At 65.5% G+C, this 26,202-nt stretch carries 29 protein-coding genes; 26 read left to right on the top strand and 3 right to left on the bottom strand.

What is annotated here, in order from left to right; all coding sequences use genetic code 11:
- The 25 genes from H0X95_RS28575 to H0X95_RS28455 form a co-directional block, all read left to right on the top strand.
- Positions 1-1,328, top strand: a 1,328-nt coding sequence (locus H0X95_RS28575) for a helicase-related protein (protein ID WP_269060593.1), incomplete at its 5' end; no start/stop codon positions are given.
- Between the two features lie 112 nt (positions 1,329-1,440).
- Positions 1,441-1,923: a hypothetical protein gene (locus tag H0X95_RS28570; protein ID WP_023093446.1), complete on the top strand. Its 483-nt coding sequence runs from the start codon at positions 1,441-1,443 to the stop codon at positions 1,921-1,923.
- A 160-nt stretch (positions 1,924-2,083) separates the two neighbouring features.
- Positions 2,084-2,683, top strand: a complete 600-nt coding sequence (gene pilL2, locus H0X95_RS28565; protein WP_023093445.1) for a PFGI-1 class ICE element type IV pilus protein PilL2 — start codon at positions 2,084-2,086, stop codon at positions 2,681-2,683.
- Positions 2,680-3,321 carry a hypothetical protein gene (locus H0X95_RS28560; protein ID WP_023093444.1) on the top strand — a complete coding sequence of 214 codons (642 nt, stop codon included), beginning with the start codon at positions 2,680-2,682 and terminating at the stop codon, positions 3,319-3,321. The genes pilL2 and H0X95_RS28560 overlap by 4 nt, the downstream gene beginning before the upstream one ends.
- A gap of 14 nt (positions 3,322-3,335) precedes the next feature.
- Positions 3,336-4,061, top strand: coding sequence for a TIGR03759 family integrating conjugative element protein (locus H0X95_RS28555; RefSeq protein ID WP_023093443.1), 726 nt, complete (start codon positions 3,336-3,338; stop codon positions 4,059-4,061).
- Complete coding sequence (locus H0X95_RS28550) at positions 4,043-4,648, top strand: transglycosylase SLT domain-containing protein (protein WP_023093442.1); 606 nt, start codon at positions 4,043-4,045, stop codon at positions 4,646-4,648. Before H0X95_RS28555 ends, H0X95_RS28550 begins: the two co-directional genes overlap by 19 nt.
- Positions 4,645-5,184, top strand: a complete 540-nt coding sequence (locus tag H0X95_RS28545; protein ID WP_023093441.1) for an integrating conjugative element protein — start codon at positions 4,645-4,647, stop codon at positions 5,182-5,184. Before H0X95_RS28550 ends, H0X95_RS28545 begins: the two co-directional genes overlap by 4 nt.
- Before the next feature lie 4 nt (positions 5,185-5,188).
- Positions 5,189-7,378: a type IV conjugative transfer system coupling protein TraD gene (gene traD / locus H0X95_RS28540; protein WP_023093440.1), complete on the top strand. Its 2,190-nt coding sequence runs from the start codon at positions 5,189-5,191 to the stop codon at positions 7,376-7,378.
- Positions 7,375-8,124 (top strand): TIGR03747 family integrating conjugative element membrane protein, encoded by a 750-nt coding sequence (locus H0X95_RS28535; protein WP_023093439.1) that lies wholly within the window; start codon positions 7,375-7,377, stop codon positions 8,122-8,124. The genes traD and H0X95_RS28535 overlap by 4 nt, the downstream gene beginning before the upstream one ends.
- 98 nt (positions 8,125-8,222) lie before the next feature.
- Positions 8,223-8,606, top strand: a complete 384-nt coding sequence (locus H0X95_RS28530) for an integrative conjugative element protein, RAQPRD family (RefSeq protein WP_023093438.1) — start codon at positions 8,223-8,225, stop codon at positions 8,604-8,606.
- Positions 8,603-8,836 carry a TIGR03758 family integrating conjugative element protein gene (locus H0X95_RS28525; RefSeq protein WP_009459672.1) on the top strand — a complete coding sequence of 78 codons (234 nt, stop codon included), beginning with the start codon at positions 8,603-8,605 and terminating at the stop codon, positions 8,834-8,836. The genes H0X95_RS28530 and H0X95_RS28525 overlap by 4 nt, the downstream gene beginning before the upstream one ends.
- Before the next feature lie 16 nt (positions 8,837-8,852).
- Positions 8,853-9,212 carry a TIGR03745 family integrating conjugative element membrane protein gene (locus H0X95_RS28520; protein WP_023093437.1) on the top strand — a complete coding sequence of 120 codons (360 nt, stop codon included), beginning with the start codon at positions 8,853-8,855 and terminating at the stop codon, positions 9,210-9,212.
- Positions 9,213-9,223: 11 nt separating this feature from the next.
- The gene (locus H0X95_RS28515) at positions 9,224-9,622 is read left to right on the top strand and encodes a TIGR03750 family conjugal transfer protein (protein ID WP_023093436.1); all 399 of its coding nucleotides are present in this window, start codon (positions 9,224-9,226) and stop codon (positions 9,620-9,622) included.
- Entirely contained in the window at positions 9,619-10,308 is a 690-nt protein-coding gene (locus tag H0X95_RS28510) for a PFL_4703 family integrating conjugative element protein (protein WP_023093435.1), read from the top strand. Before H0X95_RS28515 ends, H0X95_RS28510 begins: the two co-directional genes overlap by 4 nt.
- Positions 10,305-11,231 carry a TIGR03749 family integrating conjugative element protein gene (locus tag H0X95_RS28505; RefSeq protein WP_023093434.1) on the top strand — a complete coding sequence of 309 codons (927 nt, stop codon included), beginning with the start codon at positions 10,305-10,307 and terminating at the stop codon, positions 11,229-11,231. Before H0X95_RS28510 ends, H0X95_RS28505 begins: the two co-directional genes overlap by 4 nt.
- Positions 11,221-12,651, top strand: a complete 1,431-nt coding sequence (locus H0X95_RS28500; protein ID WP_023657222.1) for a TIGR03752 family integrating conjugative element protein — start codon at positions 11,221-11,223, stop codon at positions 12,649-12,651. The genes H0X95_RS28505 and H0X95_RS28500 overlap by 11 nt, the downstream gene beginning before the upstream one ends.
- Positions 12,632-13,072, top strand: coding sequence for a TIGR03751 family conjugal transfer lipoprotein (locus tag H0X95_RS28495; RefSeq protein ID WP_009459662.1), 441 nt, complete (start codon positions 12,632-12,634; stop codon positions 13,070-13,072). The genes H0X95_RS28500 and H0X95_RS28495 overlap by 20 nt, the downstream gene beginning before the upstream one ends.
- Complete coding sequence (locus tag H0X95_RS28490) at positions 13,072-15,939, top strand: conjugative transfer ATPase (protein ID WP_023093432.1); 2,868 nt, start codon at positions 13,072-13,074, stop codon at positions 15,937-15,939. The genes H0X95_RS28495 and H0X95_RS28490 overlap by 1 nt, the downstream gene beginning before the upstream one ends.
- A 13-nt stretch (positions 15,940-15,952) precedes the next feature.
- The gene (locus H0X95_RS28485; RefSeq protein WP_023093431.1) at positions 15,953-16,717 is read left to right on the top strand and encodes a DsbA family protein; all 765 of its coding nucleotides are present in this window, start codon (positions 15,953-15,955) and stop codon (positions 16,715-16,717) included.
- A 175-nt stretch (positions 16,718-16,892) separates the two neighbouring features.
- Entirely contained in the window at positions 16,893-17,387 is a 495-nt protein-coding gene (locus H0X95_RS28480) for a JAB domain-containing protein (RefSeq protein ID WP_023093430.1), read from the top strand.
- 162 nt (positions 17,388-17,549) lie between these two features.
- A complete protein-coding gene (locus H0X95_RS28475) occupies positions 17,550-17,996 on the top strand; it encodes a TIGR03757 family integrating conjugative element protein (protein WP_023093429.1) in 447 nt (148 codons plus the stop codon).
- Complete coding sequence (locus tag H0X95_RS28470) at positions 17,993-18,940, top strand: TIGR03756 family integrating conjugative element protein (protein ID WP_034084949.1); 948 nt, start codon at positions 17,993-17,995, stop codon at positions 18,938-18,940. Before H0X95_RS28475 ends, H0X95_RS28470 begins: the two co-directional genes overlap by 4 nt.
- A 9-nt stretch (positions 18,941-18,949) precedes the next feature.
- Positions 18,950-20,344 (top strand): integrating conjugative element protein, encoded by a 1,395-nt coding sequence (locus H0X95_RS28465; RefSeq protein ID WP_023093427.1) that lies wholly within the window; start codon positions 18,950-18,952, stop codon positions 20,342-20,344.
- Between the two features lie 2 nt (positions 20,345-20,346).
- Complete coding sequence (locus tag H0X95_RS28460; RefSeq protein WP_432419698.1) at positions 20,347-20,697, top strand: hypothetical protein; 351 nt, start codon at positions 20,347-20,349, stop codon at positions 20,695-20,697.
- Positions 20,698-20,712: 15 nt separating this feature from the next.
- Positions 20,713-22,233, top strand: coding sequence for a conjugal transfer protein TraG N-terminal domain-containing protein (locus H0X95_RS28455; RefSeq protein ID WP_023093425.1), 1,521 nt, complete (start codon positions 20,713-20,715; stop codon positions 22,231-22,233).
- 11 nt (positions 22,234-22,244) lie between these two features.
- Here the strand turns inward: H0X95_RS28455 and H0X95_RS28450 are convergent, their stop codons facing one another.
- The 3 genes from H0X95_RS28450 to H0X95_RS28440 form a co-directional block, all read right to left on the bottom strand.
- Positions 22,245-22,610 carry a DUF3742 family protein gene (locus H0X95_RS28450; RefSeq protein ID WP_023093424.1) on the bottom strand — a complete coding sequence of 122 codons (366 nt, stop codon included), beginning with the start codon at positions 22,608-22,610 and terminating at the stop codon, positions 22,245-22,247.
- 85 nt (positions 22,611-22,695) lie between these two features.
- Positions 22,696-23,328: an RES family NAD+ phosphorylase gene (locus H0X95_RS28445; RefSeq protein ID WP_023093423.1), complete on the bottom strand. Its 633-nt coding sequence runs from the start codon at positions 23,326-23,328 to the stop codon at positions 22,696-22,698.
- A gap of 12 nt (positions 23,329-23,340) precedes the next feature.
- Complete coding sequence (locus tag H0X95_RS28440; RefSeq protein WP_023093422.1) at positions 23,341-23,967, bottom strand: hypothetical protein; 627 nt, start codon at positions 23,965-23,967, stop codon at positions 23,341-23,343.
- Between the two features lie 317 nt (positions 23,968-24,284).
- On the opposite strand from H0X95_RS28440, the gene mobH reads away from it, so the two are divergent.
- A complete protein-coding gene (gene mobH / locus H0X95_RS28435) occupies positions 24,285-26,123 on the top strand; it encodes a MobH family relaxase (RefSeq protein ID WP_023093421.1) in 1,839 nt (612 codons plus the stop codon).
- The last annotated feature ends 79 nt before the right edge of the window (positions 26,124-26,202 follow it).

Below are 26,202 nucleotides of genomic sequence, written 5' to 3'. Positions count from 1 at the left end.
AAAGGCTTGAGCCGTATGAGGGGAAACTCTCACGTACGGTTCTTAGGGGGGGATGGGCCAGCAATGGCCTGTCCCTACCCGACTACCTGCCGCAAGGCACGTTCGACCTGCTCATCGCCGACGAGGCGCACGAGTACAAGAACGGCGGCAGTGCCCAAGGCCAGGCCATGGGTGTGCTGGCAGCGAAGGCTCGCAAGACCTTGCTGCTGACTGGCACGCTGATGGGCGGCTACGGGGACGACCTGTTCTACCTGCTGTTCCGAGCCCTTCCGGGGCGGATGATCGAAGACGGCTACCGCCCGACCACGAGCGGCAGCATGACCTCGGCCGCGATGGCGTTCATGCGCGATCACGGGGTCTTGAAGGACATCTACTCCGAGAGCACCGGCACGGCGCACAAGACGGCCAAGGGCACCAAGGTATCGGTGCGCACGGTCAAGGCCCCGGGCTTCGGCCCCAAGGGCGTCTTGCGCTGCATCCTGCCGTTCACGATCTTCCTCAAGCTCAAGGACATCGGCGGCAACGTCCTGCCGCCGTATGACGAGGAGTTCCGAGAAGTCGCGATGGACACGGCGCAAGCCGCGGCCTACCGCGATCTGGCGGGTCGGCTGACCGCGGAGCTGAAACAGGCTCTTGCACGACGCGATACGACTTTGCTGGGTGTGGTGCTCAACGTGCTGCTGGCCTGGCCAGATTGCTGCTTCCGGTCGGAAACCGTGGTGCATCCGCGCACGCGCAACACCTTGGCGTTCGTCCCGGCTCAGTTCAACGAGTTCGAGTTGACGCCGAAAGAGCGCGAGCTGATCGACATCTGCAAAGAGGAGAAGGCGCAGGGGCGCAAGGTCCTGGCCTACACGGTCTATACCGGCACACGCGACACGACCAGCCGGTTGAAGGTGCTGCTAGAGCAAGAAGGTTTTCGGGTGGCGGTGCTGCGCGCAAGCGTGGATGCCAGCCGTCGCGAGGACTGGATCGCCGAGCAACTGGACCGTGGCATCGATGTGCTCATCACCAACCCCGAGCTGGTTAAAACGGGACTGGACCTGTTGGAGTTTCCGACGATCGTGTTCATGCAGTCGGGCTACAACGTGTACTCGCTGCAGCAGGCGGCACGCCGCTCCTGGCGCATCGGGCAGAAGCTGTCCGTGCGCGTGATCTACCTCGGCTACGCCGGTTCCTCGCAGATGACCTGCCTAGAGCTGATGGCCAAGAAGATCATGGTCTCGCAGTCCACCTCGGGCGACGTGCCCGAATCGGGGCTGGATGTGCTCAACCAGGACGGTGATTCCGTCGAGGTCGCACTGGCCCGGCAATTGGTCGCCGCCTGACCCCCACGCCATCGCCGGCCTAGTGCCGCCGGCTTTCTGTTGTTCCTACCTCGTAGCCATGCCCGTGTTCTTCGCGGGCATGGCTACGCATTTTCATTTCAAGGAGATTTCCATGAACACCAACACCCCTTCGATCGAACCCGCAGACGGCGGCGAGATCGAGATGCAAGTCGCTGTTGCCTGCGTCGATGTTTCCGGCACCCCCGACATGCCGGTCTTCAAGGTCAGAACCACCCAGGAGGAATACGATCAGGGTGCCCACTACTACAAAGCCAAGGATCTGGCCGAAGAAGCCCGGTACGAAGGGCCGTTCGTCTGCTTCGACGCTGCCGAATATGGCCCCATCCTGTCGGCCGCCCGCGAACTGGGCCTTGCCCCGCAGGTCGTCGTGGTCGATATGACCGACGGCCAGATCCACTCCATCCGCTGCGACACCGGCGAGATCAAGGTCGTCTGCTACGACACCAGCGACACCGACGAGTACTCGGCGGCGGTGGCGGACCGGCCGCTCGGCGAGAACGGCCAGCTCGTGCGCTGCTGGGCGCATGCCCAACTGGCACAGGTCGATCCCGGCTTGAAGCTGGCTCGGGATTGATTCGGCAGAGTCCGATCTGCGCTTTCACTGGCCCCTTCGGGGGCCTTTTTCTTTGGAGTGAGGCTGTCGGGAAATCGGGCGCTGCCTGGTTCGCATTGTTTGCTGCTGCTCGTGACCCGAGCGGCGATGGTGAGGGCTCGATGTTTCAGGACGACGCGCCATGTGCCCCTCTCCACCGTGGTTTCACCATCCCGAACGCCGCCTGCTGGCGGGATTTCTCGGCCTGCTTTGGTTGGTACTGGCTGGCGGCTGCGCGACAACGACTGCACCGCACGCACCCGATGCCTTCGAGGAAGTCTCGACCGCGCCCGAACCCGAAGCACCCGAGTACATCCCCGTTGTGCGCTACGGGCGCTACACGTTGGTCGAGCTGGCCCCCACGGCGGCGCAGCGCGACCTGCTGTTGCAGACCATCGATGTTTCGATGCCGGCGGATGCCCGCGTCACGGTCGGCGATGGGCTGCGGCATGTGCTCAAACGCAGCGGCTACAGCCTGTGTCAAACAGCACATGCCGTGATCGAGTTGTATGCACTGCCGCTGCCGGCGGCGCACCTGCATCTCGGTCCCATGACTTTGCGCGACGCGCTGCTCACCCTGGCTGGTCCGGCCTGGGAACTGCACGCGGATGACCGCGCACGACAGATTTGCTTCGAGCGGCCCGGCGACAGCGTGGCCATCGAACCAATGCCCGAACCGGCCGCCGCCGATGCGGTGCAGACCTTCCCACTGATGCCCTCCATTCCAGGCGGCCAGCCATGAACACTCCCCAATCTTCGCGGCGCCCGGCTGTCGCCGTGGTGATGCAAAGCCTGCTCTGGCTCTGGCTGCTCGGTCTCAGCGTCATCGTGGCCCTCGGCTACCAGGCGATGAGCGACCAGGCCGACGAGAAACGGCTCGACTCCCGTTTGCAACGCCTCGAAGCGCAGACGGTGGCCCTGGCTGAGACCATCGGAACCATCCAGCAGCGTCCGCCTGTCGCAACGGCGGCGGACCTCAAAGAAACCCGCCAAATCCTGGAAGCACGCGCTTCCCAGGTTGAGAAAACATTGAGCAGCTACGCAGCCGCCGACGACCTTCAGGCGCTGCGCGCGGAGATCGAGCAGATCAAGACGCGCCAGACCGCCGCGCGTGCAGCAACACCCACCCAGCCGCGCACATCGAGCAAGCCCGCCGCCAAGCCTGAACCGCCGCCACTGCCGTTCCGCATCGTCGGCGCCGAACTGCGCGCCGGCCAGCTCAGCGTGTCCGTCGTGCCGAGCAGTGGAAACTCTACGCCCGACCAGCTACAGGTGCTGCTGCCCGGTGATGCGGTCGGTCCATGGCGCTTGCAGGCAATCGATGGCAGCGCCGCGGTGTTCCAAGCCGGCGACCAGACCCGTCGCGTGGCGATTCCCTGATCGGAGCACACGACATGAAGCCGTCGATCATCCTTTCCGCACTCCTGCTGGCTTCAGTCCAGTGGCCCGCGTGGGCGCAGCAGCCAGCCACAGCTCCCGCCCGCAATGCGCAGAGCCAGGAGCGCCCGCTGGCCGCCCGCGTCCTGGACGACCGAGTAGCAAGCAACTGGGGCCTCCAACCCCAGGAATGGGCGCGCTACCGCGAGCTGATGGATGGGCCGCTGGGCATCTACTCGCCCAACCTGGACCCGCTGTCTGCCCTAGGCATCGAGGCACGCACCGACGAAGAACGGCGGCGCTATGCAGAGCTGCAGGTGCAAGTCGAGGCACGCCGCGTCGAGAAGCTGCTCGCCTACCAACGTGCCTACGACGAAGCCTGGCAGCGCCTGAACCCCGGCATGCAGCGCGTGAACCTGCCCGACGACGGGCCGGGCACCGGCACCGCGCGCGGCAGCGGTCGCATGGCGGTGTTCGTCAAGGACGGCTGCGCGGTCTGTGGGCAGCTCGTGCAGCGGCTGCAATCCTCGGGTGCCGAGTTCGACCTGTATATGGTGGGCAGCCGCCAGGACGACGCACGCATCCGCGACTGGGCCAAGCGCGCGCAGATCGACCCGGCACGCGTGCGCAGCGGCAGCATTACCCTCAACCACGACGGTGGCCGCTGGCTGTCGCTGGGCCTGCCCGGTGACTTGCCCGCGACTGTGCGCGAGGTGAACGGCCAATGGCAGCGCCAGCCGTAGCGGCCACCTCCGTCTCGCAGCTCTTGCGCGCACTGGTGCTCGCTACCGGCCTGTGCGCCTGCGCCGCCCATGCCCAGGAGATTCCGCCACCCGCCTACCAGCTCGCCGCCCAGCGGGCGGGCATCCCCTCGACCGTGCTCTACGCCGTGGCCTTGCAGGAGAGCGGAGTTCGACGCAACGGGCGCATCGTCCCGTGGCCGTGGTCCCTCAATGTCGCCGGCCAGTCGCGCCGCTTTGCCACGCGCGCCGATGCCTGCTCGGGCTTGCAACAGGCAATGCGCGCCACGCCTCACACGCGCATCGATGCAGGCCTGGGCCAGATCAACCTCGGCTACCACAAGCACCGCTTCACCAGCGCGTGTGACCTGCTGGACCCGTATCGCAACCTCGCCATCGCCGCTGAAATCCTGAACGAGCAGCACACGTCCGGCGAAGACTGGCTGCTCGCGATCGGCCGCTACCACCGTCCTGCGGGCGGCGAACCCGCCGCCCGCTACCGGCGCAGCGTGTCGCGCCATCTCGCGCGTGTGCAGGGCGCACGTCCAAACGCGGCGGTGCTCGCCGCGCGCCAGGAGACTTCCCCATGACGAAATCCCATCTGGCCCTGCGGGGCCTGCTTGTGCTGCTGGCAGGACTGCCGCTGGCATCGCGTGCCGGCGATCCGCTGATCGTGGTCGAAGATCGCGGTGGCACGTCGGCGCTGCCGTACTACGAGGCCCTCAACCTCCAGCCGCGCGCCGATGTCCCGGCCCGTCCCCCCATTCCGACGCCACAGGTTCCCGCCACACCCGCGGACGAGACAGCGATGCTGCCGGTGCGCAGCGCCAAGCTCACGCCCGGCACCGTCGCGCGGCGCGTGATCGAAGCGCCCGGCCTGCGGCCGTTCGTGGTCATCGGCGACGACGACGCCTCCCGGGCCTGGTTGCAGCGCCGCAGCGTTGCTTTGCGCGAACGCGGCGCGGTCGGCTTGGTGGTCAATGTCGAGACCGCGCAGGGCCTGGCACGGCTGCGTGCCCTGGTGCCGGGCGTGCCGCTTGCGCCCGTAGCCGGAGACGACCTGGCCGATCGCCTGGGCCTGCGGCACTACCCGGCGCTGATCACGGCCACCGGCATCGAGCAATGAAGCCATGTCGGGGAAACAGCCGGTCGAGGTTCTGCTACGCCCAGCGGTGGAGCTATACACCGTCGCAGCGTGTGCAGGCGCCGCGTTTCTGTCCCTGGTGGCCCCATGGTCGCTCGCGCTGAGCCCGGCCATGGGCGTCGGCAGCGCCTTGGCGTTCGGCGCCTATGGCGCGATCCGCTACCGCGATGCCCGCGTGATCCTGCGCTACCGGCGCAACATCCGCCGCCTGTCGCGCTACGTGATGACGAGCAAGGACGTGCCCGTCAGCCAGCAGCGGCTTTTCATCGGGCGCGGGTTCCTGTGGGAACAAAAACACACCCATAGGCTGATGCAGACGTACCGGCCGGAGTTCCGCCGATACGTCGAGCCGACGCCTGCCTACCGGCTGGCACGGCGACTGGAGGAGCGGCTGGAGTTCGCGCCGTTCCCGCTATCCCGGCTGTCCGCGCTCACGGGCTGGGATGTGCCTTTCAACCCGGTGCGTCCGCTGCCGCCTGTGGGCGGCCTGCCACGCCTGCACGGCATCGAACCGGACGAGGTGGACGTCAGCCTACCGCTCGGCGAGCGTGTCGGGCACTCGCTGGTGCTGGGCACCACGCGCGTGGGCAAGACGCGACTGGCCGAGTTGTTCGTGACCCAGGACATCCGCCGCAAGAGCGCTGCCGGCGAACACGAAGTCGTGATCGTCATCGACCCCAAAGGGGATGCGGACCTCTTGAAGCGCATGTATGTCGAGGCCAAGCGCGCGGGCCGTGAAGGCGAGTTTTACATCTTCCACTTGGGCTGGCCGGAGATTAGCGCCCGCTACAACGCGGTGGGCCGATTCGGTCGCATCTCGGAAGTCGCCACCCGTATCGCAGGGCAACTCTCCGGTGAAGGCAATAGCGCGGCCTTCAGGGAGTTCGCGTGGCGCTTCGTCAACATCATTGCCCGTGCCCTAGTGGAACTGGGACAGCGCCCGGACTACATGCTGATCCAGCGGCACGTCATCAACATCGACGCGCTGTTTATCGAGTACGCCCAGCACTACTTCGCCAAGACCGAGCCCAAGGCCTGGGAGGTGATCGTCCAGATCGAGGCCAAGCTCAACGAGAAGAACATTCCGCGCAACATGATCGGGCGCGAGAAGCGCGTGGTTGCGCTGGAGCAGTATCTCTCCCAGGCGCGCAACTACGACCCGGTGCTCGACGGACTGCGCTCGGCAGTTCGGTACGACAAGACCTACTTCGACAAGATCGTCGCGTCATTGCTGCCGTTGTTGGAAAAGCTCACGAGCGGCAAGATCGCGCAGCTCCTGGCACCGAACTATTCCGACCTGGCCGACCCGCGCCCGATCTTCGATTGGATGCAAGTCATCAGGAAGCGCGCCATCGTCTATGTGGGACTGGACGCGCTGTCCGACGCCGAGGTTGCCGCAGCGGTCGGGAACTCCATGTTCTCCGACCTGGTTTCGGTGGCGGGCCATATCTACAAGCACGGGATCGACGATGGCCTGCCGGACGCCTCTGCTGGCGCGCGCGTGCCGATCAACGTCCATGCGGACGAATTCAATGAACTCATGGGTGACGAATTCGTGCCGCTTATCAACAAAGGCGGCGGCGCCGGGCTGCAAGTCACCGCGTACACGCAGACCCTCTCGGACATCGAGGCCCGCATCGGCAACCGCGCGAAAGCTGGCCAGGTGATCGGCAACTTCAACAACCTGTTCATGCTGCGCGTGCGCGAGACGGCCACCGCCGAACTGCTGACGCGGCAGTTGCCGAAGGTCGAGGTCTATACCACTACCATCGTCTCAGGGGCAACCGACAGTTCGGACATCCGCGGCGCGACGGATTTCACGTCGAACACCCAGGACCGCATCAGCATGTCCAGCGTGCCGATGATCGAGCCATCGCACGTAGTCGGCCTGCCCAAAGGCCAGTGCTTCGCGCTGCTGCAGGGCGGCCAGCTTTGGAAGGTTCGCATGCCGCTGCCGATACCAGACCCGGATGAAGTGATGCCGGCGGACCTGCAACAACTGGCGGGGTACATGCGCCAGAGCTACAGCGAGGCTACGCAGTGGTGGGAGTTCACCAGTTCCCCGACCTTGCAGAATGCGGCCTTGCCCGATGACCTGCTGGATGATGCGGCTCCAGCCGAGTCTGCTGCGGTGGCCACCGCCACCGACCACAATGCCGACGAGGCCGCGCCATGAAGGACGCCGCATCGACCGCGCAGCGGGAGCAGAACCAGCGCCAGGGCCTGATCGTCGGCACCGTCACCTTGCCGTTTCGCTTGCTTGGAGTGCTGATCGGCTCGCTGCTGTTCTCGATCGTGGTGGAGTGCGTCGGCATGCACCTGTTCTGGAAGGACCAGGGCTGGCGCCATTCCCAGCAGATGTTGCAGTACGAGCTTGGACACCTGTCCAGCCACTTCACGCGCAGCGTGGTCGTGCAGGAGCCGGGGCGCACAGCGCACGAGTTGGTGGATACAGGCTACGAATGGGTGTTTGTTCGCTCCGGGCTGCTGGCGCGCATGAGCCAGACCGCCGAGCGCGTCCGCGCACCCAGCCACGAGCAGGCGCGCAACTTCCGCTACTACATCAGCCAAGTCTATGTCTGGGCCGAGAGCTACCTGATCGCCGCGGCCTTCACGACGCTGACCTTCCTAGTGCGCCTGCTGGTCCTGGTGCTCACGCTGCCGCTGATCTTCACGGCCGCTTTCGTCGGTCTGATTGATGGTCTGGTACGACGCGACGTGCGCAGGTTCGGCGCGGGCCGCGAATCCGGGTTCATCTACCACCGCGCGAAAGCCAGCCTTATGCCCCTGGCCGTGCTGCCGTGGATCACGTACCTGGCACTGCCGATCTCGGTGCATCCATTGCTGATCCTGTTGCCGAGCGCCGCCTTGCTGGGACTGGCCGTGAGCCTGACTGCGGGCAGCTTCAAGAAGTACCTCTAGCCGATCAATCCGGTCATCCGCAGGTTCCTATTGTTTGCGGCCTGAAACAGCCCTGATCTCCACGATCTAGCCATTGCTGATCACACAGGAATGGCGCGATGTTGGCTCCGATCTGGCTGCGCGCCGCGCATCGCGGCGTGCCCACTTTTCTCGTGACGGTCCTTGTGTTGGGCCAGTCCTCGATGGCGTTGGCCGAGTCCCCAGCGCAGCGTCAGGAGCTGGTCGCAGCGCTGCGCCAACTCGACGCGCTGGAGCACACGGTCACCGACAGCGCCGCGCATGCCCCCATCCAGCCGGGCGAGCGCTACCACTTCGACTACCCGAGGCTGCTGGCTGACCTGGCGCGCGTGCGCGCCGGCATCCAGGCCCATCTCACACCGTCGCGCGCCCAGCCGCGCGACCCGTCCGAATTGACCGGCGACTACCGCACGGAGCGGGTCGTCCCGCCATCACCGCCGACGACCGCGGAGGGCAAGCCATGAACGGCGCCCAGGTCTCGGCATTTCAAGCCAACAGCGGCATCGCACCTTCAGCGATGGCGACCGTCCTGGTCGGCGTCGTGTTCGCGGTCCTGCTCGTCTGGGGCGTTTGGGCCATGCGAACGGCCTACGTGGGGTGGTCCGAGAGCCGCCTCAACCAACGCCAGTTCCTCGGCGTCTGCATCCGATTCGTCGCGATGTACCTCGTCCTGACTTTCTTCCTCCTCTCCTGACCTGAAAGGCATGACCATGCACAACCGCATCCTCACTTCCCGTCTTGCCCAGCGCGCCGCCGTGGCCTTGGGCGCCGCTGCGCTGCCCGCGCTGTCGTTCGCGCAGGGTCTGCCGCAGTTGGAGAACCCGACCCGCGGCACGGGCAACGGCATCATGGAAACGATCCGTAACTACGGCTACGACATCATCATGCTCGTGGCCCTCCTGGTCGTGGCGTCGATGTTCATCGGCGTCTGCTACCACGCCTACGGGACCTACGCGGAAATCCACACCGGCCGCAAGACGTGGGGCCAGTTCGGCCTCACGGTCGCCATCGGCGCCGTCCTGCTCGTGATCGGCATCTGGCTGCTCACCGAAGCCACCGGCATCCTGTAAGCGAGGCTGGTATGTCCGAGCAGCAGCACGTCCGTGCGGATGGGACCGTGACGTTCCTTCCGCACCGGCTCAACCGCCATCCCGTTGTCGTGCGCGGCCTCACCGCCGACGAGCTGTGGATCTGCTGCGGCTTGTCCGGCGGCGCCGGCCTGCTGGTCGGCGCGCCGCTGTCGTGGGTGTTCCGCACGATCGCGCTAGCTCCCACGTTCGTCGTCCTGGGCGTGGCCTTGGGCGTGTTTATCGGCGGCGGCATTCTCCGCCGCCTCAAGCGCGGGCGTCCCGACACCTGGCTGTATCGGCAACTGCAATGGCGCATTGCGACACGTCATCCACTGATGGCGGGTTGGGTGGGCGGCCATGTGCTGATCTCACGTTCCGGCTTCTGGACCACCCGAAGGAGCGCGCGATGAGCCGCTTCAAGAACGAGATCACCCACCTGCAGGCGCACATCAAGACGCTTCGCCTGGGGACTGGTGCCCTGATCATCGTCGCCCTGGTCATGGGTGGCGGCTGGTGGAGCGCTCCGCGCGATCTGACCATCCACGTTCCGCCTGACCTGCGCTCCGGCAGTACCAGGAAGTGGTGGGAAGTGCCGCCCGAATCGGTCTATGCGTTCACGTTCTACGTGTTCCAGACGCTCAACCGCTGGCCGACGAATGGCGAAGAGGACTACGCGCGCAACCTCCACACGCTCTCGCCGTACCTCACCCCGTCCTGCCAGGCCTTCCTGCGCGCGGACTACGACTACCGCCGCAGCACGGGCGAGCTGCGCCAGCGCGTGCGCGGTATCTACGAAATCCCCGGCCGCGGCTACGGCGACGACCCCACGGCCCGCGTGCGCGTGGTTTCCGACCGCGACTGGGTAGTGACGCTGGACATCACCGCCGACGAGTACTACGGCGCCGAGCAAGTCAAGCGCGCTCTGGTGCGCTATCCCGTGAAGGTCACGCGGGTGGACGTCGATCCTGCCCGCAACCCGTTCGGCCTGGCGCTCGACTGCTATGAGGGCGCGCCCCAGCGCATCAGCACGCCGGAGCCGACGCGCCCGGCGTCTGGCGGCCTGTCTCCGCAAGCGCCTCAAGGAGAAATCCCATGAAGCATCCTGTACTCACGTTGCTGGGGCTGTTGGCAGTGGCCGCGGCTCCCGCTGTCCAGGCGGTGGAGATCCTGCGCTGGGAACGCATGCCGCTGGCGTTGCCGCTGAAGGTCGGCCAGGAGCGCGTCGTGTTTATCGACCGCAACGTCCGCGTGGGCGTGCCCGCGGGCGTCGGCGAGCGCCTGCGGGTGCAGAGCGCGGGCGGTGCGGTGTACCTGCGCGCCAGCGAGCCGATCGAACCCACGCGGCTGCAATTGCAGGACGCCGACACGGGCGCGCTGATCCTGCTGGACATTGCGGCGGAGCCAGCCAAGGACGGGGAAGCCGAGCTGGAACCAGTGCGCATCGTCGAGGGCAACAGCACCCCGGCGCGCTATGGCGATCAGCCCGGCGATGACAACGAAGCTCCGGCGCGCGCCCAGGACCAGGCCGGCGCGCGAGCGGCGCGACGCGAGACCCCGGTGCCGGTTGTCCTGACGCGCTTCGCCGCACAGAACCTCTACGCGCCGCTACGCACCGTGGAGCCGCTGCCGAGCGTCATGCGGGTGAACCTGCGCCGTGACCTCGACCTCGGCACGCTGATGCCGACGCTGCCCGTGCGCGCGGTCGCGCTCGCGTCGTGGCGTCTGGAAGACCAGTGGGTGACCGCCGTGCGCCTGACCAACAGCAGCAGCGGCTGGATCACCCTGGACCCGCGCGTGCTGCAAGGCGATTTCCTCACCGCCACCTTCCAACACGAGGCGCTTGGTCCCCGCGGGACGCCCGAGGACACGACCGTCCTGTACCTGGTGACGCGCGGGCGTGGCCTGGCGCAATCGCTGCTACCAGCGGTCAACCGCTTCGACCCGGCCGTGCATCTCCCACAACCGGAAGCCAGTTCCCAGGATGGCACCGACCGCAAGGAGGTCCGCCATGCGCAGTAATGGACTCCTGAAGTGGCTGATGATCCCGGTTGCCGTGCTGGTGCTGTTCGTCGCCATCCGGCTGTTCTCGGGTGGCAGCACTTCGGCACCACCGACCGCGGATGCCGGCGCCAAGCTCACTCCAGCGGAAATGAAGGCGCTGGGCATCGAGGGCGATACCCCGCGCGACACCGTGGCGACGCTCGTTGCTCAAGTGAAGCAGTTGCGCACCGAGCTTCAGACCGCGCTCTCGGACAACAAATCCCAGCGCGAAGAAAACCAGCGACTGCGCCAGCGCGAGAACTCCATTGACCAGCGCATCAATTCGGCCCTCGACTCCGAGCGCACTAACCTACGTCGCGACCAAGAGCAGGCAGCCAGCGCGCGCCAGCAGACCGAAGGGCTGCTTGCCGACCTGCAACGGCGCCTGGACAGTATCGGGGGACGTGGCGGCGGCCATGCCGACCTGCCGGTGGGTCTGGGGCTGCGTGACGGCGACGAGGCCGGCATGGAAGGCGGCGTGCGCTGGGTCGAACCCGACGATGCGAGGAAAGTCGAGGGGCGCAACAGCAGTCGTGGCACGGGTAGCGGCATGAGCTTCCCGACGAGCTTCGGCCCCGCACAGAGCACGTTGGAAACCACGGCGGAAACCGTGGCGAACGCAGGCGCACGCGCCGCAGGCGTGAAGAGCGCCAAGGCGGTCTATACCGTACCGACCAATTCGACGCTGATGGGGTCGGTGGCGATGACGGCGCTGATCGGCCGCGTGCCGATCGACGGAACCGTCAACGATCCGTACCCCTTCAAGGTGTTGGTCGGATCGGACAACCTGACCGCCAATGGCATCGACATTCCCGACGTGGCCGGTGCCGTGTTCAGCGGCACCGCATCGGGCGACTGGACGCTCTCGTGCGTGCGCGGCCAGGTACGCAGCATCACCTTCGTCTTCCACGACGGCACGATCCGCACCATCCCCGAAGACCGCGACGGCAACCAGCAGAACAACCAGCAGCAGAACTCTCAAAGTGGAGGCCTGGGCTGGATCAGCGACCCATACGGCATTCCCTGCGTCAGCGGGGAGCGTCGCAGCAACGCCCAGCAGTACCTTGGCTCGCAAGCCCTGATTACCGCCGCCGGTGCCGGCGTCGCCTCGCTGATCGACAGCGACAGCGGCCAGATGTCCTACGTCGGCGCCGACGGCTCCATCGGCAGCGTCGGCATCTCGGGCAATGAAGCCGTGGGCCGCATCCTGGCCGGTGGCGTGCGCGACATGGCCGACTGGGTGAACAAGCTATACGGCCAGGCCTTCGCCGCCGTCTATGTCCAGCCCGGCGCGAAGGTCGCCGTCCACCTCGAAAAGCCGCTTGCCATCGACTTCGATCCCGAAGGCCGCAAGGTCGATCACCGCGCAGGAGAAAGCCATGCTCTCGAACTTGAATAAGGGCCTGGCGCTGGCCCTCGCCGTCGCGGTGCTCGGCGGCTGTGCCACCAGCAAGGAAAAGCTGCTCCCGCACGGCGATAGCACGATGATGGACATCTGGCAGCAGAACGCCGGCGACGGCAGCGGTGGCGCCGGCCAGGTGGCGCGCAGGCAATTGCTCGATGCACGCCAGAGCCTGCGCCGGCCGCTGACCGAGGCCGACGTGGAGGCCGCACCCGCCGAACAGATGCGCTACACGCGCACGGCGCGAAACGAGGTCTATCGCCAGTTCCACCGCCTGCCGAACCCCGACCTTGTCATGTATGTGTACCCGCACCTGGCGGGTACCGACCCCGTGCCGGTTCCGGGCTACACGACAGTCTTCCCCCTGTACCAGCGCGTGCAGTACGCCATGCCGGGCGAGCGCGTGGAGGACTACTGATGCGCTGGAAACTCCCTTGGCCGAAGCTGGCTGCATCCGATGGTGGCAATGACGAGCAGCCGGACGGCTGGCAGCGCCACGTCGAGGCGTTGCGCCAGGCCGGCATCGCCGAACCCGGAGCGACGATCCAGGGCCGCAAGCCGGCGACCGTGGCGGACGAGCAGGCGCTGTACGACGTCGCGCAGTCGTTCGCGGAGCTGCTGCCGTGGGTGGAGTTCCTGCCGCCGTCGAAGTCCATGCTGCTGGAGGACGGGCAATCGGTCGCAGCCTTCTACGAGCTGGTCCCGCTGGGCACCGAAGGTCGGGAGCCTGGCTGGCTCGCGCATGCCCGCGACGCGCTCGAAAACGCGCTCCAGGATTCGTTCGATGAGCTGGACGAGAACCCCTGGGTGCTCCAGCTCTACGCCCAGGACGAACCCAGCTTCGACCAGTACATGCAGACCCTGCGCAACTACGTGCAGCCGCGCGCTCGCGGCACGGCCTTCACCGAGTTCTATCTTCGCTTCTTCGGCCACCACCTGCGCGCGGTGGCCAAGCCCGGCGGCCTGTTCGAGGACACGGTGGTCACGCGGTTGCGCTGGCGCGGCCAGACGCGGCGCGTGCGCATGGTGGTCTATCGCCGGGCCACCGGTCAGGCGAACCGCCGTGGCCAGACACCCGAGCAAATGCTGAACATCGTCTGCGATCGCCTTTGCGGCGGCCTGGCGAACGCCGGCATCCAAGCCCGGCGCATGGTCGCGGCCGATGTTCACGACTGGTTGCTGCGGTGGTTCAACCCACGCCCCACGATGCTCGGGCCAAGCGCTGAGGATCGAGAGCGCTTCTATGCGCTGGCCCGCTATCCCGACGAGGTGGAGGAAGGCGAGATCGAGCTGGCGAGTGGTCGGGATTTCAGCCAACGGCTGTTCTTCGGTCAGCCTCGCTCCGATGCCGGGCACGGCACCTGGTACTTCGACGGCATGCCGCACCGTGTGCTGGTCACCGACCGACTACGCATGCCGCCCGGTACGGGACACCTGACTGGCGAAACCCGCAAGGGGGATGCGATCAACACGCTTTTCGATCAGATGCCCGAAGACACCACGATGTGTCTGACCATGGTGGCGACGCCCCAGGACATCCTCGAATCGCACCTGAATCACCTGGCTAAGAAGGCTGTCGGCGAAACACTGGCATCGGAGCAGACGCTCAAGGATGTGCAGGAGGCGCGCTCGCTCATCGGCAGCGCGCACAAGCTCTACCGCGGCACGCTGGCCTTCTATCTGCGCGGACGCGACGAAGCCGAGCTTGACAGGCGCGGCCTGGACCTCGCCAACGTGATGCTCAACGCGGGGTTGCAGCCCGTGCGCGAGGACGATGAAGTCGCGCCGCTCAACAGCTACCTGCGCTGGCTACCGTGCTGCTACAACCCTGCGCAGGATCGGCGGAACTGGTTCACCCAACTGATGTTCGCCCAGCATGTGGCGAATCTCTCGCCGGCGTGGGGTCGCAGCCAGGGTACGGGCCATCCGGGCAACACGTTCTTCAACCGCGGTGGCGGGCCGATCACGTTTGATCCGCTGAACCGCTTGGACAGGCAGATGAACGCCCATCTGTTCCTATTCGGCCCCACCGGCTCGGGCAAGAGCGCAACGCTCAACAACCTCTTGAATCAGGTCACGGCCATCTACCGGCCGCGGCTGTTCATCGTGGAAGCCGGCAACAGCTTCGGTTTGTTCAGCGACTTCGCCAAGCGCCTGGGTCTGACCGTAAACCGAGTCAAGCTGGCTCCTGGCTCAGGCATCAGCCTGGCGCCGTTCGCCGACGCTCGCCGGCTGATCGAAACGCCCAGCAACGTGCAGACGCTTGATGCCGATGCACTGGATGAAGAATTGCCAGCCGATTCCTCGGTCATGGAGGAGGACGAGCAGCGCGACGTGCTGGGTGAACTGGAGATCACGGCACGGCTGATGATCACAGGCGGCGAGGACAAGGAAGAAGCTCGGATGACGCGGGCCGATCGCTCGCTGATCCGCCAGTGCATCCTCGATGCCGCCGAGCACTGCGTGGCCGAGAAACGCACGGTGCTCACGCGCGACGTGCGCAACGCGCTGCGCACGCGCGGCCAGGACCCGACGCTGCCCGAGATGCGGCGCGTGCGGCTGCTGGAGATGGCGGACGCGATGGACATGTTCTGCCAAGGCACGGACGGCGAGATGTTCGATCGCGATGGCACGCCGTGGCCCGAGGCCGACATCACGCTGGTGGATCTCGCGACCTATGCTCGGGAGGGCTACAACGCGCAGCTCTCCATCGCCTACATCAGCCTGATCAGCACGGTGAACAACATCGCCGAGCGCGACCAGTACCTGGGCCGTCCGATCATCAATGTGACCGACGAAGGCCACATCATCACGAAGAACCCGCTACTCGCGCCCTACGTCGTAAAAATTACAAAAATGTGGCGCAAGCTAGGGGCCTGGTTCTGGCTGGCTACACAAAATATCGACGATCTGCCGCGTGCCGCGGAGCCCATGCTCAACATGATTGAGTGGTGGATCTGCCTGTCGATGCCGCCCGATGAGGTCGAGAAGATCGCACGCTTCCGCGAACTCTCACCCGCGCAGAAAGCGCTGATGCTTTCTGCGCGCAAGGAGGCGGGGAAATTCACCGAGGGCGTCATCCTCTCCAAGAGCATGGAAGTGCTGTTCCGCGCCGTGCCGCCCAGCCTGTACTTGGCGTTGGCGCAGACCGAACCCGAAGAGAAGGCCGAGCGCTACCAGCTCATGCAGCACTACGGCTGCACCGAACTGGAAGCGGCCTTCAAGGTGGCCGAGAAGATCGACCAGGCGCGCGGCATCGAGTCGCCGGCCCTGGAACTGTCGTAAGACGGAGAACGCCATGGAACAGAAACGTCCTTCCATTCCGATGCAGGTCCAGGCGTTCCGCCGCCGCAACGGGCGGCCCCGCTGGCCCTGGGCATTGGCTGCTGTGCTGGTCGCGCTGCTGCTGATCTGGCTTGTGTCGAGGTCGCCCGGCGAATCCCCGCCGCAGCCGCCCACGCCGGTCAGCATGGCACCGGTGGCCGGGCCGCCCTGGCTAATGGGCAACCCCAAAGGCCGTTTCACGCTGACGCTCTATGCTGACCTGGAGTGCCCGTTCTGCCGGGAGTATTTCCCGCAGCTCAAGCGGTGGGTGGGCACCAACGCCGACGTGGCGCTGCAATGGCACCACCAGCCGCTGGCCGCGCACGAGCCGGCTGCGTCGGCCGAGGCACGTCTGGCCGAATGCGCAGCCGAATCTGGCGGGCATGCCGCGTTCTGGCAGGCGGTCGAATGGGTCTATGCCCACACGCGCAGCGACGGCCAGGGCTTGCCGGATGGCTTGCGCTACCCCGAATCGACGCCAGCCATCGAGCAGTGCATGTCAAGCGAAAGACCCAGTGCGGCTATCCGCGCCCAGGCTGCGGAAGCCACCAAGAGCGGCGTAACCGCCACTCCATCACTGCGCCTGCTCGATCGCCAGACGGGCCAGGCCATCCTGCTGCAGGGACCGATCGAGGGCGACGCCTTGTTGTCTGCCATGGACATGCTGGCGGCTGATGGTCCGACCGGCACACCCCCATCCGAAATGCCTGCCGACGTCGTCGGCGACATGCCCAGGTAGCCCCGGTCTTCATGGCTACGGCGCAGTCCGCTGCGCTGACCGCAACCCGTTCGCCTCGCATCCTGGTCGCGAACGATCACCGCTGCCGCGGTGATGGATGCACCTTGTTCGTTCCCCAGGAGGGCTTGCCCTCCCAGGGCGCGCGCCCTCCGATCTCACCGTCTGGAGGTTCGCCATGTCTTTCGTCGTCAACGACTCCTGCCTGGAGTCGCTTTCCGCCACCGCTGCCCAACACGAGGACTGGATCATCCAGCAAGCCATCGTGCTGCTGGAGAGGCGGGTTTTCAAAGCTGGACCGTGCCTCAGCCGACCGGCCGCTGTGCGGGACTACCTGCGCCTGAAACTGGTCGCTGAGCCCAACGAGATATTCGCCGCTGTGTTCCTGAACAGCATGAACCAGGTGCTGGCCTACGAGCCGCTGTTCAAGGGCACGATCAACGCGACTTCGGTCTATCCACGTGTCGTCGTACAGCGTGTGCTGGAGCTGAATGCCGCCGCGGTGGTCTTCGCCCACCAGCACCCCTCGGGCATCTCCGAACCGTCGAGCGCGGATCGCATGCTGACCCAGCAACTGCAGGCCGCGCTGGCGCTCATCGATGTGCGGGTACTGGACCACATCATCGTCGGCCAGGGTTCCCCGTTCTCCTTTGCGGAGTCCGGCCTGCTGTAACGGTCGCATTGCTTCATTGATCCTCGCGGAGGCTTCGGCCTCCGTTTTTTTATTGGCGCGGGACAAGCAGGTATGCGGGCAGCCCGCGATGCGCATTGTTTGTTGGGGTGGCATGAGGTTCGCGTTTGACTATGGCCCTGATCAACTTTCGGGGCACGCGACATGCCGGCATCCTTTTCCACGTTCGCGTCGGGCTGGCGAACCCTTGGCCTGGTTGTGGCGCTGCCGGCGTCCCTGGCCGTGTTCAGCCCCGTCATCTTCGCGGCCGACGTATTGGTCGTCACCGACAGCCACCACCCGGTCAAGACCATGGGCGGCGAGCGGCTGATCGAGCTGGACGAAGCCCGCCGGATTGAAGCGGAGCTTTCTGCTGAACTGCCCGCCGCCCCCGAACAGGCGGCGGCCACCGTCAAGCGTCGGCTGAACCAAGGCGGCGCCGACCTACAGCGCCGCATCGCTTCCGCATACCAAGGCGTCACCGACGCATGGAGCCTGGGCATCACCAGCATCCCGGCTGTCGTGGTGGATCAGCGCTACGTGGTCTATGGCGAGCCGGATGTGGCGCGCGCCGTCGCGCGCATTGAGCAGCGTCGGAGGGCCCAGCCATGAAGCGGCCATTCGACCTTATGCGCCGCATGCGGGCTGGCGTGGCTTCCTTGCTGCTGCTCAGCGCCACGGGTAGCTACGCCTTGAACACCACCGCCATCGTTGCCTCGGTGGCCTCGCCCGATTGCTTGGAGTACCGGGTGGTGGGTATCTGCTACTGGCTCTACTGCACCTGGGGAGGCTGCACGGTGCGCACCTCTGTCAAGGTGCGCCACTACATTCCCGATGCGGTCGTCTCCAGCTACAGCAACACGGGCGAGAACCCGTGGGTCGAAGTCCGGGCGATGAGTACGGCCAACCCGTCCGCCCAAGCGGGCGGCGATGGAACGACGAACGAGGATCACGAAAACAATCTCGCGAAATTCAAGAACGCCGACGTGATCGGCCATCCCGGCGTCGAGGTGTTCAACCAGTTTGTTTCGTCCTCGGGCTACTTCTGCGAGGGCGCGGGAACGGCATTCATGCCGTATCTGCTCAGCACCTTGGACACGCTTGCCTGGCGCTACAACGTGCCCGAGATGGCCTACCCGGAGGCATTGATTCCCGGCATGCGCGAGGTCGGCGCACGCACCACGATGAACCTTTGGGGCAACGTGTATCCCCGCGGCGGCTTCCTACACCAGACCGACGACCACAAATCGGGAGCCGTGGTGGCCCAGCGTGCGGGCGATGTCGTCACGCGCCGCGGGCAGTTGCACGTGTACCAGCCGCTGCTTGCCAATGCCCGCGATGGCTACTGGCCCGCCGGCGCGCTGATGGAGGGTGATGCCTCGACTGGCAAGTGGCAGGAACTCACGCCCGTCCTGTCCTCGTCCTGCACGGTTTTCCCACGCACCGGCTTCCTGACCCAGGCCCAGCAAGGCGACTACGCCTGGGCGCTGTGGCGGCCGTATGCCTGCTGCGAACGCCGTGGACAGGCGTTCCTTGGCAGCGTTGATTTCCTTTGAGGTGTCGCGATGAAGCGTTCCGAATCTATGCAGTTCTCCCCACCGGCTCGTGGCAAGAGGATCTGTTTGGCGCTTACCGGCGCGTTGGTTCTGGCAAGCGGCGTGGCCTGGGGCCAACTGGGCTACCAGACCAGCGGCAACGTCATCGGCGATGACGTCATGTATTCCATCGGCGGCGGCAGCGCCGTTTCGATGGGTCGCGCAGCCGGCATGCGCTCGCTCGGCGTGGGTGTCGGCTGGAACAGCAATCTGATCTGCGGCGACATGAGCATCCAGACCACGTTGAAGAATCAACTCAACGGTGTCACCAATGGCTTTCAGCAGATCATGTCCTCGGTGATCCAGAGTGCTACGAGTGCTGTGGCGTCCCTGCCGGCGTTGATCATCCAGCGGGCAGATCCAGGCCTCTACAACCTGCTCACCAACGGCGTTCTGCAAGCGCGGCTGGATTTCGACCGCTCGAAGCTGACGTGCCGCGCCATGGCCGAAAAGATGGCCGAAACGGCGGGCGGCCAACTCGGCTGGAGCCAGATGGCCGAAGGCATGGCGTTGCGTGATGCAGTGTCGAGCACGGATGCCGTCTCGGCCATCGAGCAGGCCGAGACGCGCCGTGGCAACGATGGCGTGCCCTGGGTCGGGGGAAGCAATGCCGGCGGCTCCGGTCAGCCCGCGATCAAGGTGGTCGGTGACGTCACCCGCGCGGGCTACAACCTGGTCAATGGCCGCGGGGTGACCGACACGTCGGCAATCGCTCCGGCCAGTTGCACGAGCCTGTCGTGCCAAACCTGGACCACGCCGCAGGCGGCCATCGAGTGGGCAACACGGGTGCTCGGCGAGAAGGAGCAGCGCACCTGCGACGCCTGCACCAAGACGGAGACGGTGCCCGGCGTCGGGCTGACGCCCCTGATCCAGGAGGAGTACGACGCCAAGCTGCAGGCGCTCCAAGACCTGGTATCCAAGGCGAAGAACACGACGCCCGAAAACCTGCGGGAGGCCGGCAGTGCGTCGCTGCCCATCACGCGCGGCGTGGTCGAGGCACTGCGCGACGAGCCGGATCAGCACCTCCTGTCGCAGCGCCTGGCGTCCGAGGTTGCGCTGGCGTCGGTGCTGGAGAAGGCGCTACTGCTGCAACGCACTCTGCTGACCGGCAAGAAGGAACCCAACGTGGCGGCCAACCAGCTCGCCGTGGAGGCGGTGAACCACGAGAGCGACACGCTCGATCGCGAGATTCGCAACCTCAAGACCGAGCTGGAGCTGCGCCGGGAGCTGGCGAACAACTCGCCCATGGCGATCATCCAGCGCCACGGCACGCGCGCGGCGGGCTCGCGTGGCATCTACGAAGGCGATCCAGTGCCTGACCGCCTCGATCAGTTGCAGAAGGGCAATCCGGGAGGCCGGCCATGAGCCTGATGCGTGCGACCTGGCTGCGCCCGCGCTGGCTGTTCAGCCGGCGCGCAGCGAAGGCGCTGCTGTGGACGGTGGTACTCGCGGCCGTCGCCGTGAGCGCCAACATCGTTGGCATCTACCTCGTCGGAAGCGTCGCGGGCTGGGAGCGTTGGCTGGCGGCAGCAGCGGGCTACTTCCTGGTCTGGCGGCTGTGCCTGTATGGCGCGACGGCCTACGGCTGGGTCTGGATGCGTCGCCGGCTGCTTGCGCGTGAGGACGACGCGCAAGCGCGGCGCCGCCTGGTGCGCAGCGAGATCGCCGGCGTCGTTGCCATCGTGGCGCTTGAAGCCAGCCTGTTGATGCAGGGTTGAGGGGAGGGCCGAGCCATGACGCTTTTCACGACCGACTACCTGGAGTACTACCTGACCCTGGTGTCCTGGATCGTCAACAACGGCATCTGGGCGGTACTGGTATCCAGCGGGGTATTCGCACTGCCCTTCGTGACGATCATCGTGCAGGAATGGCTCAAGGCCCGTGCGGAGGGTGCCGACGAAGGCAACAAGGGCGTGCTCTCGGCCGCACGCATCGAGAACCGGGTGTTCGTCGCCATCGTAGTGGTGATGTTCGCCGGCATCCCCTTCATCGACGTGGATCTCAACACCATTCAGTACGACAGCTCGCGCTCGGCCCAGTGCCAGGTCAACGTGCCGCAGCCCACGGATACCGGCTGGTCCCAGTCCTTCAGCACCATCAACAACCAGAGTGCCAAGGTGCCGGTCTGGTGGGCCTTCATGCACGCGCTCTCGCGCGCCGTCACCAGCGCCTCGGTGGCGGCAATTCCGTGCGGGACAGACCTACGACAGATGCGCATGGAGATCGACGCTACCCGCATCAACGACCCAGTTCTGGCTCAGGAAGTGGCCGATTTCACACACGACTGCTACGGACCTGCACGCGCTAAATTGTTCATGGCGCGGCCGGAGCTGGACGAAGCTCAAATGAACGACGTGACCTGGATCGGTTCGAGGTTTTTCACGGATACCGGCGGCTACTACGACAGCTACCGTTCCAGCACGGCGCGCGAGTCATGGCCCTATGACGACACCCGCGACGCAGGGCTTGCGCAGGTGGCCAGTGGCGGCGGTTACCCGACCTGCAGGCAGTGGTGGGCCGATGGCAGCAACGGCCTGCGGGCACGGCTGCTGAGCCAGGTGGACCCCAGCCTGTTGAATCGCTTGGCGGGCTGGGCCGGGTTCCTGAGCCGTACCGAGGTGGACGATTCGGTGGTCCGTACCATCGCGTCACCGCGACAGCAGAAGCTCAACCAGGGTTCGGTCTATACCGACTACGGCGGCCAGATCGACAAGACCCTGCCGAACATCGTGACGCGGGCCACGGGGGATGTAGGAATGGCGGTCGGGGCACTTGCCGCATTTCCCGCCATGGACGTGGTGCGCCAGGCGCTGCCCATGGTGCTTGCCTTGCTCAAGATGGCACTGGTCATCTGCATCCCGCTCGTACTGGTCGTCGGAACCTATGACCTGAAGACGGTCGTCACCGTCAGCGTCGTGCAGTTCGCGCTGTTCTTCACCGATTTCTGGTTCCAACTCGCACGCTGGATCGACAGCACCATCCTCGATGCGCTCTATGGGTGGGGCTTCGGCTGGAACCGGCCACACACTAACTTCGATCCACTGGTGGGGCTGAATAATGCCTTTGGCGACCTGCTCCTGATGTTCGTCATGGGCACGATGTTCCTGGTCTTGCCGGGCTTTTGGCTTGCGAGCCTTACCTGGGTTGGGATTCGGGCCGGGCACGTCATCCAGGGGCTTTCAGATGGCAGCAAGAGCGCCGGCCAAGCAGGCGGTAAGGGCGCTGGGGCCCTTACCGGAGGTAAGCTGAAGTAGCGCGGTGCCGATCAGTCGTCGGTGTACAACTCGTGCGACGTATCGTTGTACAGATTGGGATCGTAGCCGGGTGTCTTGCGCAGTTCGGTGAGGTCGGTGAACGGCCACTCGTCTTCTTCCGAGGTATTGGCAGCCGCCGCCCATCCCGCCACCACGACTCCCAGCAACACGAGTGCGAACCAGAAGGCGGCGTAGAGCAGCGCGCCCAGCACAGCCAGCTTGACCGCCCACAGCAGCACTGTGACACCAACCGAAGGCACCCCTGTGGCCACCAACCAATTCGATACCCGCCGTTCGCCACGCGCATAGGCACGCCATCCACGGCCAAAGGCGCGGCCGATACGTTCTGCGGTGCTGGTGCGGGTTGTGGTGTTCATGGTCGTCTCCTGCTACTGAGGAATGCCTATTCCAGTGTGCTCCACTTCATTCCGTTTCGGGCTTCCAATGTGTCTTCTCGCTGCTTCAGGACGCTTCGTCATCCGGTTCTATCGGGCCGGGGTCGGGTTCCACGCCGATGCGGTAGGTGGCAACGAAACGCGGCCAGTCCACATGGTCAACCAGATCGATGTCCTCGATGACGCTGACCTTCGTTTCCGCACGCTCGAACAGGGCGATGCTCTTGGCGGGATAGTTGTTGCGCGACGGATAGAGTACCCCGTCAAACAGAGGTTGGCCGTCGTCGCCGACCATCGCATGCACATGAGCGGACACCTGCTGCGTGTGCGTGTAGCCACGGCTGGCCAACTGCTCCAGGTTCAGGCCAAAGTAGCCCGCCATGACGCCTGGTGCCGTGAGATCGGCCAGAAGCACGTCGGCCATCACCCCTACGGCGCGCACCATCCTGCCCTGGACTTCTTTCAATGCGATCGAGCGCTTCGCGTCATCAAGCCACTGATGCTTGTGAAACACCGACTCCATCAGCGCCGTGGGCAGGTCGCGCCCCAGGTAGAGCACGCCGTAGGTTCGGGCAGGGTCGTCGTAGCGATTGGTGCTGCTGCGACCATAGTACAGCGGGCTGCCCCGATAGACGACGCGGCTCACATGCTGGAGCAGTTCACCGGCATCGATCAGGAACGAAGGCAGCTCGTGGCTCATGGCAGTCTCGCTTCAATGCACCTGAACGCCCAGCACGTTGAACACGGCCTCGGCCACGTCGTCGATCGTGCCATGCGTCACCGCATCCACCGGCGAGCGACCGCCCAAGCCTTCGAGCGGTTCGGACAGTGCGCGGTAGATCGTCCAGTGATCGATACCCTCGACCTCCTGAAGCACGGTTTGGGTCAACTGCTGTTTCACCGGGTCGAGCTGCCAGTCGGGCAGCTTCTGACCGCGTGGCCCCACGTTCAGCGCCAGCAGCCGACGCGCGAGGATGTCCTTGTAGATCTGCTGGCGCGACTTGTCCGCCAGCTTGGCGAACTCCGCGGGCGGCAGGTTGTGCGGCTGGTTGAAGGTTTCCAGCAGCACGGCACGGCCTCGCTGGACGTCGGTTTCATTCGGTGCCCAGCGCGTGTCGGCGCGCAGCGCGGCCGCCTTGCGTGCAAGGGCCTGCCCAACGGTCTCCCCCTGCAAGTTGGCGGGCAGTGTCACCGCTTCCACGCGCTCGTGGACGAACGCCTGCAACTCGGCCGCGAAAGCCGTGGCATCCCGGATTTCGACGGTATCCGCGAAGCGGCGTACATCTTCCACCGTGACGCGCGGCAGACGGTCGGCAATGAATTCAATGGCAGTGGGCATGGTCATCTCCCGAGTAGGTTTGAGACAGGCTTCACTCTAGTCGCCTTTGTCGCGTTTGTCAACTTTGACGCCTAGAGAGCAACGTACCCGGCGGAAGCAGCGCCTTCGCAGCATAGACCGAGGCCAGCGCCTGGTCGCCGTCCAATGCATTCGAGCGGGTTCCACATTGACGGTGGAGCCGCGGTCCAGGCCCCGCTATACCGAAACGGTTAAAGGCCAAAGGGTCGAAATGGCAAGGGAATGGGGTGCAAGGGGAAAGGCCCTACCTCGAAAAGGCCAAAAGGCCTCCCGGTCGGCCCGTCATTAGGACACCTCACATGCTCTCCCTGTTCCAGCGAAAACGGCCCCCGGTCGCTGCCGCACCGACGCCACCACCCGTCACCGACCTCCCGAAAGGGCTGCTGCGTCCTGAGTCGGCCGCATCGCTGCTGGCCACCCCACGCCGGCAGAAGCTGCTGGAGCACATCTGGCAGCGCACGTCGCTCTCACACCGGCAATTCGCCACCCTGTACCGCACGCCCCTGGAACGCTACGCCGAACTGGTCCAAGCCTTTCCGGCCTCCGAGGCGCATCACCATGCCTATCCGGGCGGCATGCTCGACCACGGCCTGGAGATCGTGGCCTACAGCCTGAAACTGCGGCAGTCCCATCTGCTGCCCATCGGTGCCAGTCCCGAAGACCAGGCGGCGCAGTCCGAAGCCTGGACCGCCGCCGTCGCCTATGCTGCGCTGCTCCACGATATTGGCAAGATCGCCGTCGATCTACACGTCGAACTGGCCGACGGCAGTACTTGGCATCCGTGGCATGGCCCGCTGCACCAGGCGTACCGATTTCGCTACCGTGACGACCGCGAATACCGCCTGCACAGCGCTGCAACAGGCTTGCTCTATCGCCAACTGCTCGACCGCCACGTCCTGGACTGGCTCAGCGACTATCCGGCTCTCTGGGCACCGCTGCTCTATGTGCTGGCCGGTCAGTACGAACATGCCGGTGTACTAGGGGAACTCGTCGTGCAAGCAGACCGGGCGTCGGTGGCCCAGGAGCTGGGCGGCGATCCGGCGCGCGCCATGGCCGCGCCCAAGCACGCACTGCAACGCAAGCTGCTGGACGGGTTGCGCTACCTGCTCAAGGAACAGTTGAAGCTGAACCAGCCGGAAGCCTCCGATGGCTGGCTCACCGAGGATGGTTTGTGGCTGGTGAGCAAGACGGTCTCGGACAAACTGCGCGCACACCTCCTGTCTCAGGGGATCGATGGCATTCCTGCGAACAACACCGCCGTGTTCAACGTACTGCAGGACCACGGCATGCTCCAGCCCACCTCGGACGGCAAAGCGGTCTGGCGCGCGACCGTCACCAGCACGACCGGCTGGTCCCATTCGTTCACCCTGTTGCGTCTCGCTCCCGCGCTGATCTGGGAGTCTGGCGAGCGACCAGCACCTTTCGCAGGCACGGTAGAGATCGACGCGACGCCCGCGGAAAACGACGCCAGCATGTCGGCTCCCGCGCCAACCGTCTCGGTGAACCCAGCGCAGGGAGGTCAAGAGCCTCCAATTTGGGAGGACGACAGCACCACCATCGTTTCACCGCCCGCGGCCCAGCCCGTGCCCGACGTCATGGAGGACTTGCTCGCGATGGTGGGCTTGGGTGAGTCGGCCGGCGTTGGTCAGGATGCCGAAGAGTTCCTCCACCCTCCCGCGCCAGCAACAGCCGCGACGTCCATTCCATCACCTGTACCCGCGCCTACGCCTGGGTCATCGGCAACGAAGCCATCCGCGGAACAGTTCATGGTTTGGCTGAAGCAGGGAATCACCTCACGACGGCTCATCATCAATGACGCGAAGGCGCTCGTGCATACGGTGAATGACACGGCCTACCTGGTCAGCCCGGGTGTGTTCCAACGCTATGCGCAGGAGCATCCCGAAGTGGCCGCGCTCGCCAAGCAGGAGAATCAACAGGATTGGCAGTGGGTGCAGAAGCGCTTCGAGAAGCTGCAGCTACATCGCAAGCACCCCAATGGCCTGAACATTTGGACCTGTGAGGTCACGGGCCCGAGGAAGTCCCGCCGACTGCATGGCTACCTCCTTGAAGATGGGTCCTTGGCATTCCCCGAAATACCGCCCAACAATCCCTATCTTGCTCTGACTCAGGAAGGATGACGCGATTCGGGCATTGATCGCCACCGTCGTTTGGCGACGATCAATACCCCGCGAAAGCTGGCAACATTTGGCGAACTGA

This window comes from Burkholderia sp. 9779_493 (assembly GCF_015712215.1).
In the GTDB taxonomy this organism is placed as follows: domain Bacteria; phylum Pseudomonadota; class Gammaproteobacteria; order Burkholderiales; family Burkholderiaceae; genus Burkholderia; species Burkholderia cenocepacia.
The sequence above is the reverse complement of the archived record's forward strand: the minus strand, read 5'-3'. Positions and strand labels throughout refer to the sequence as shown.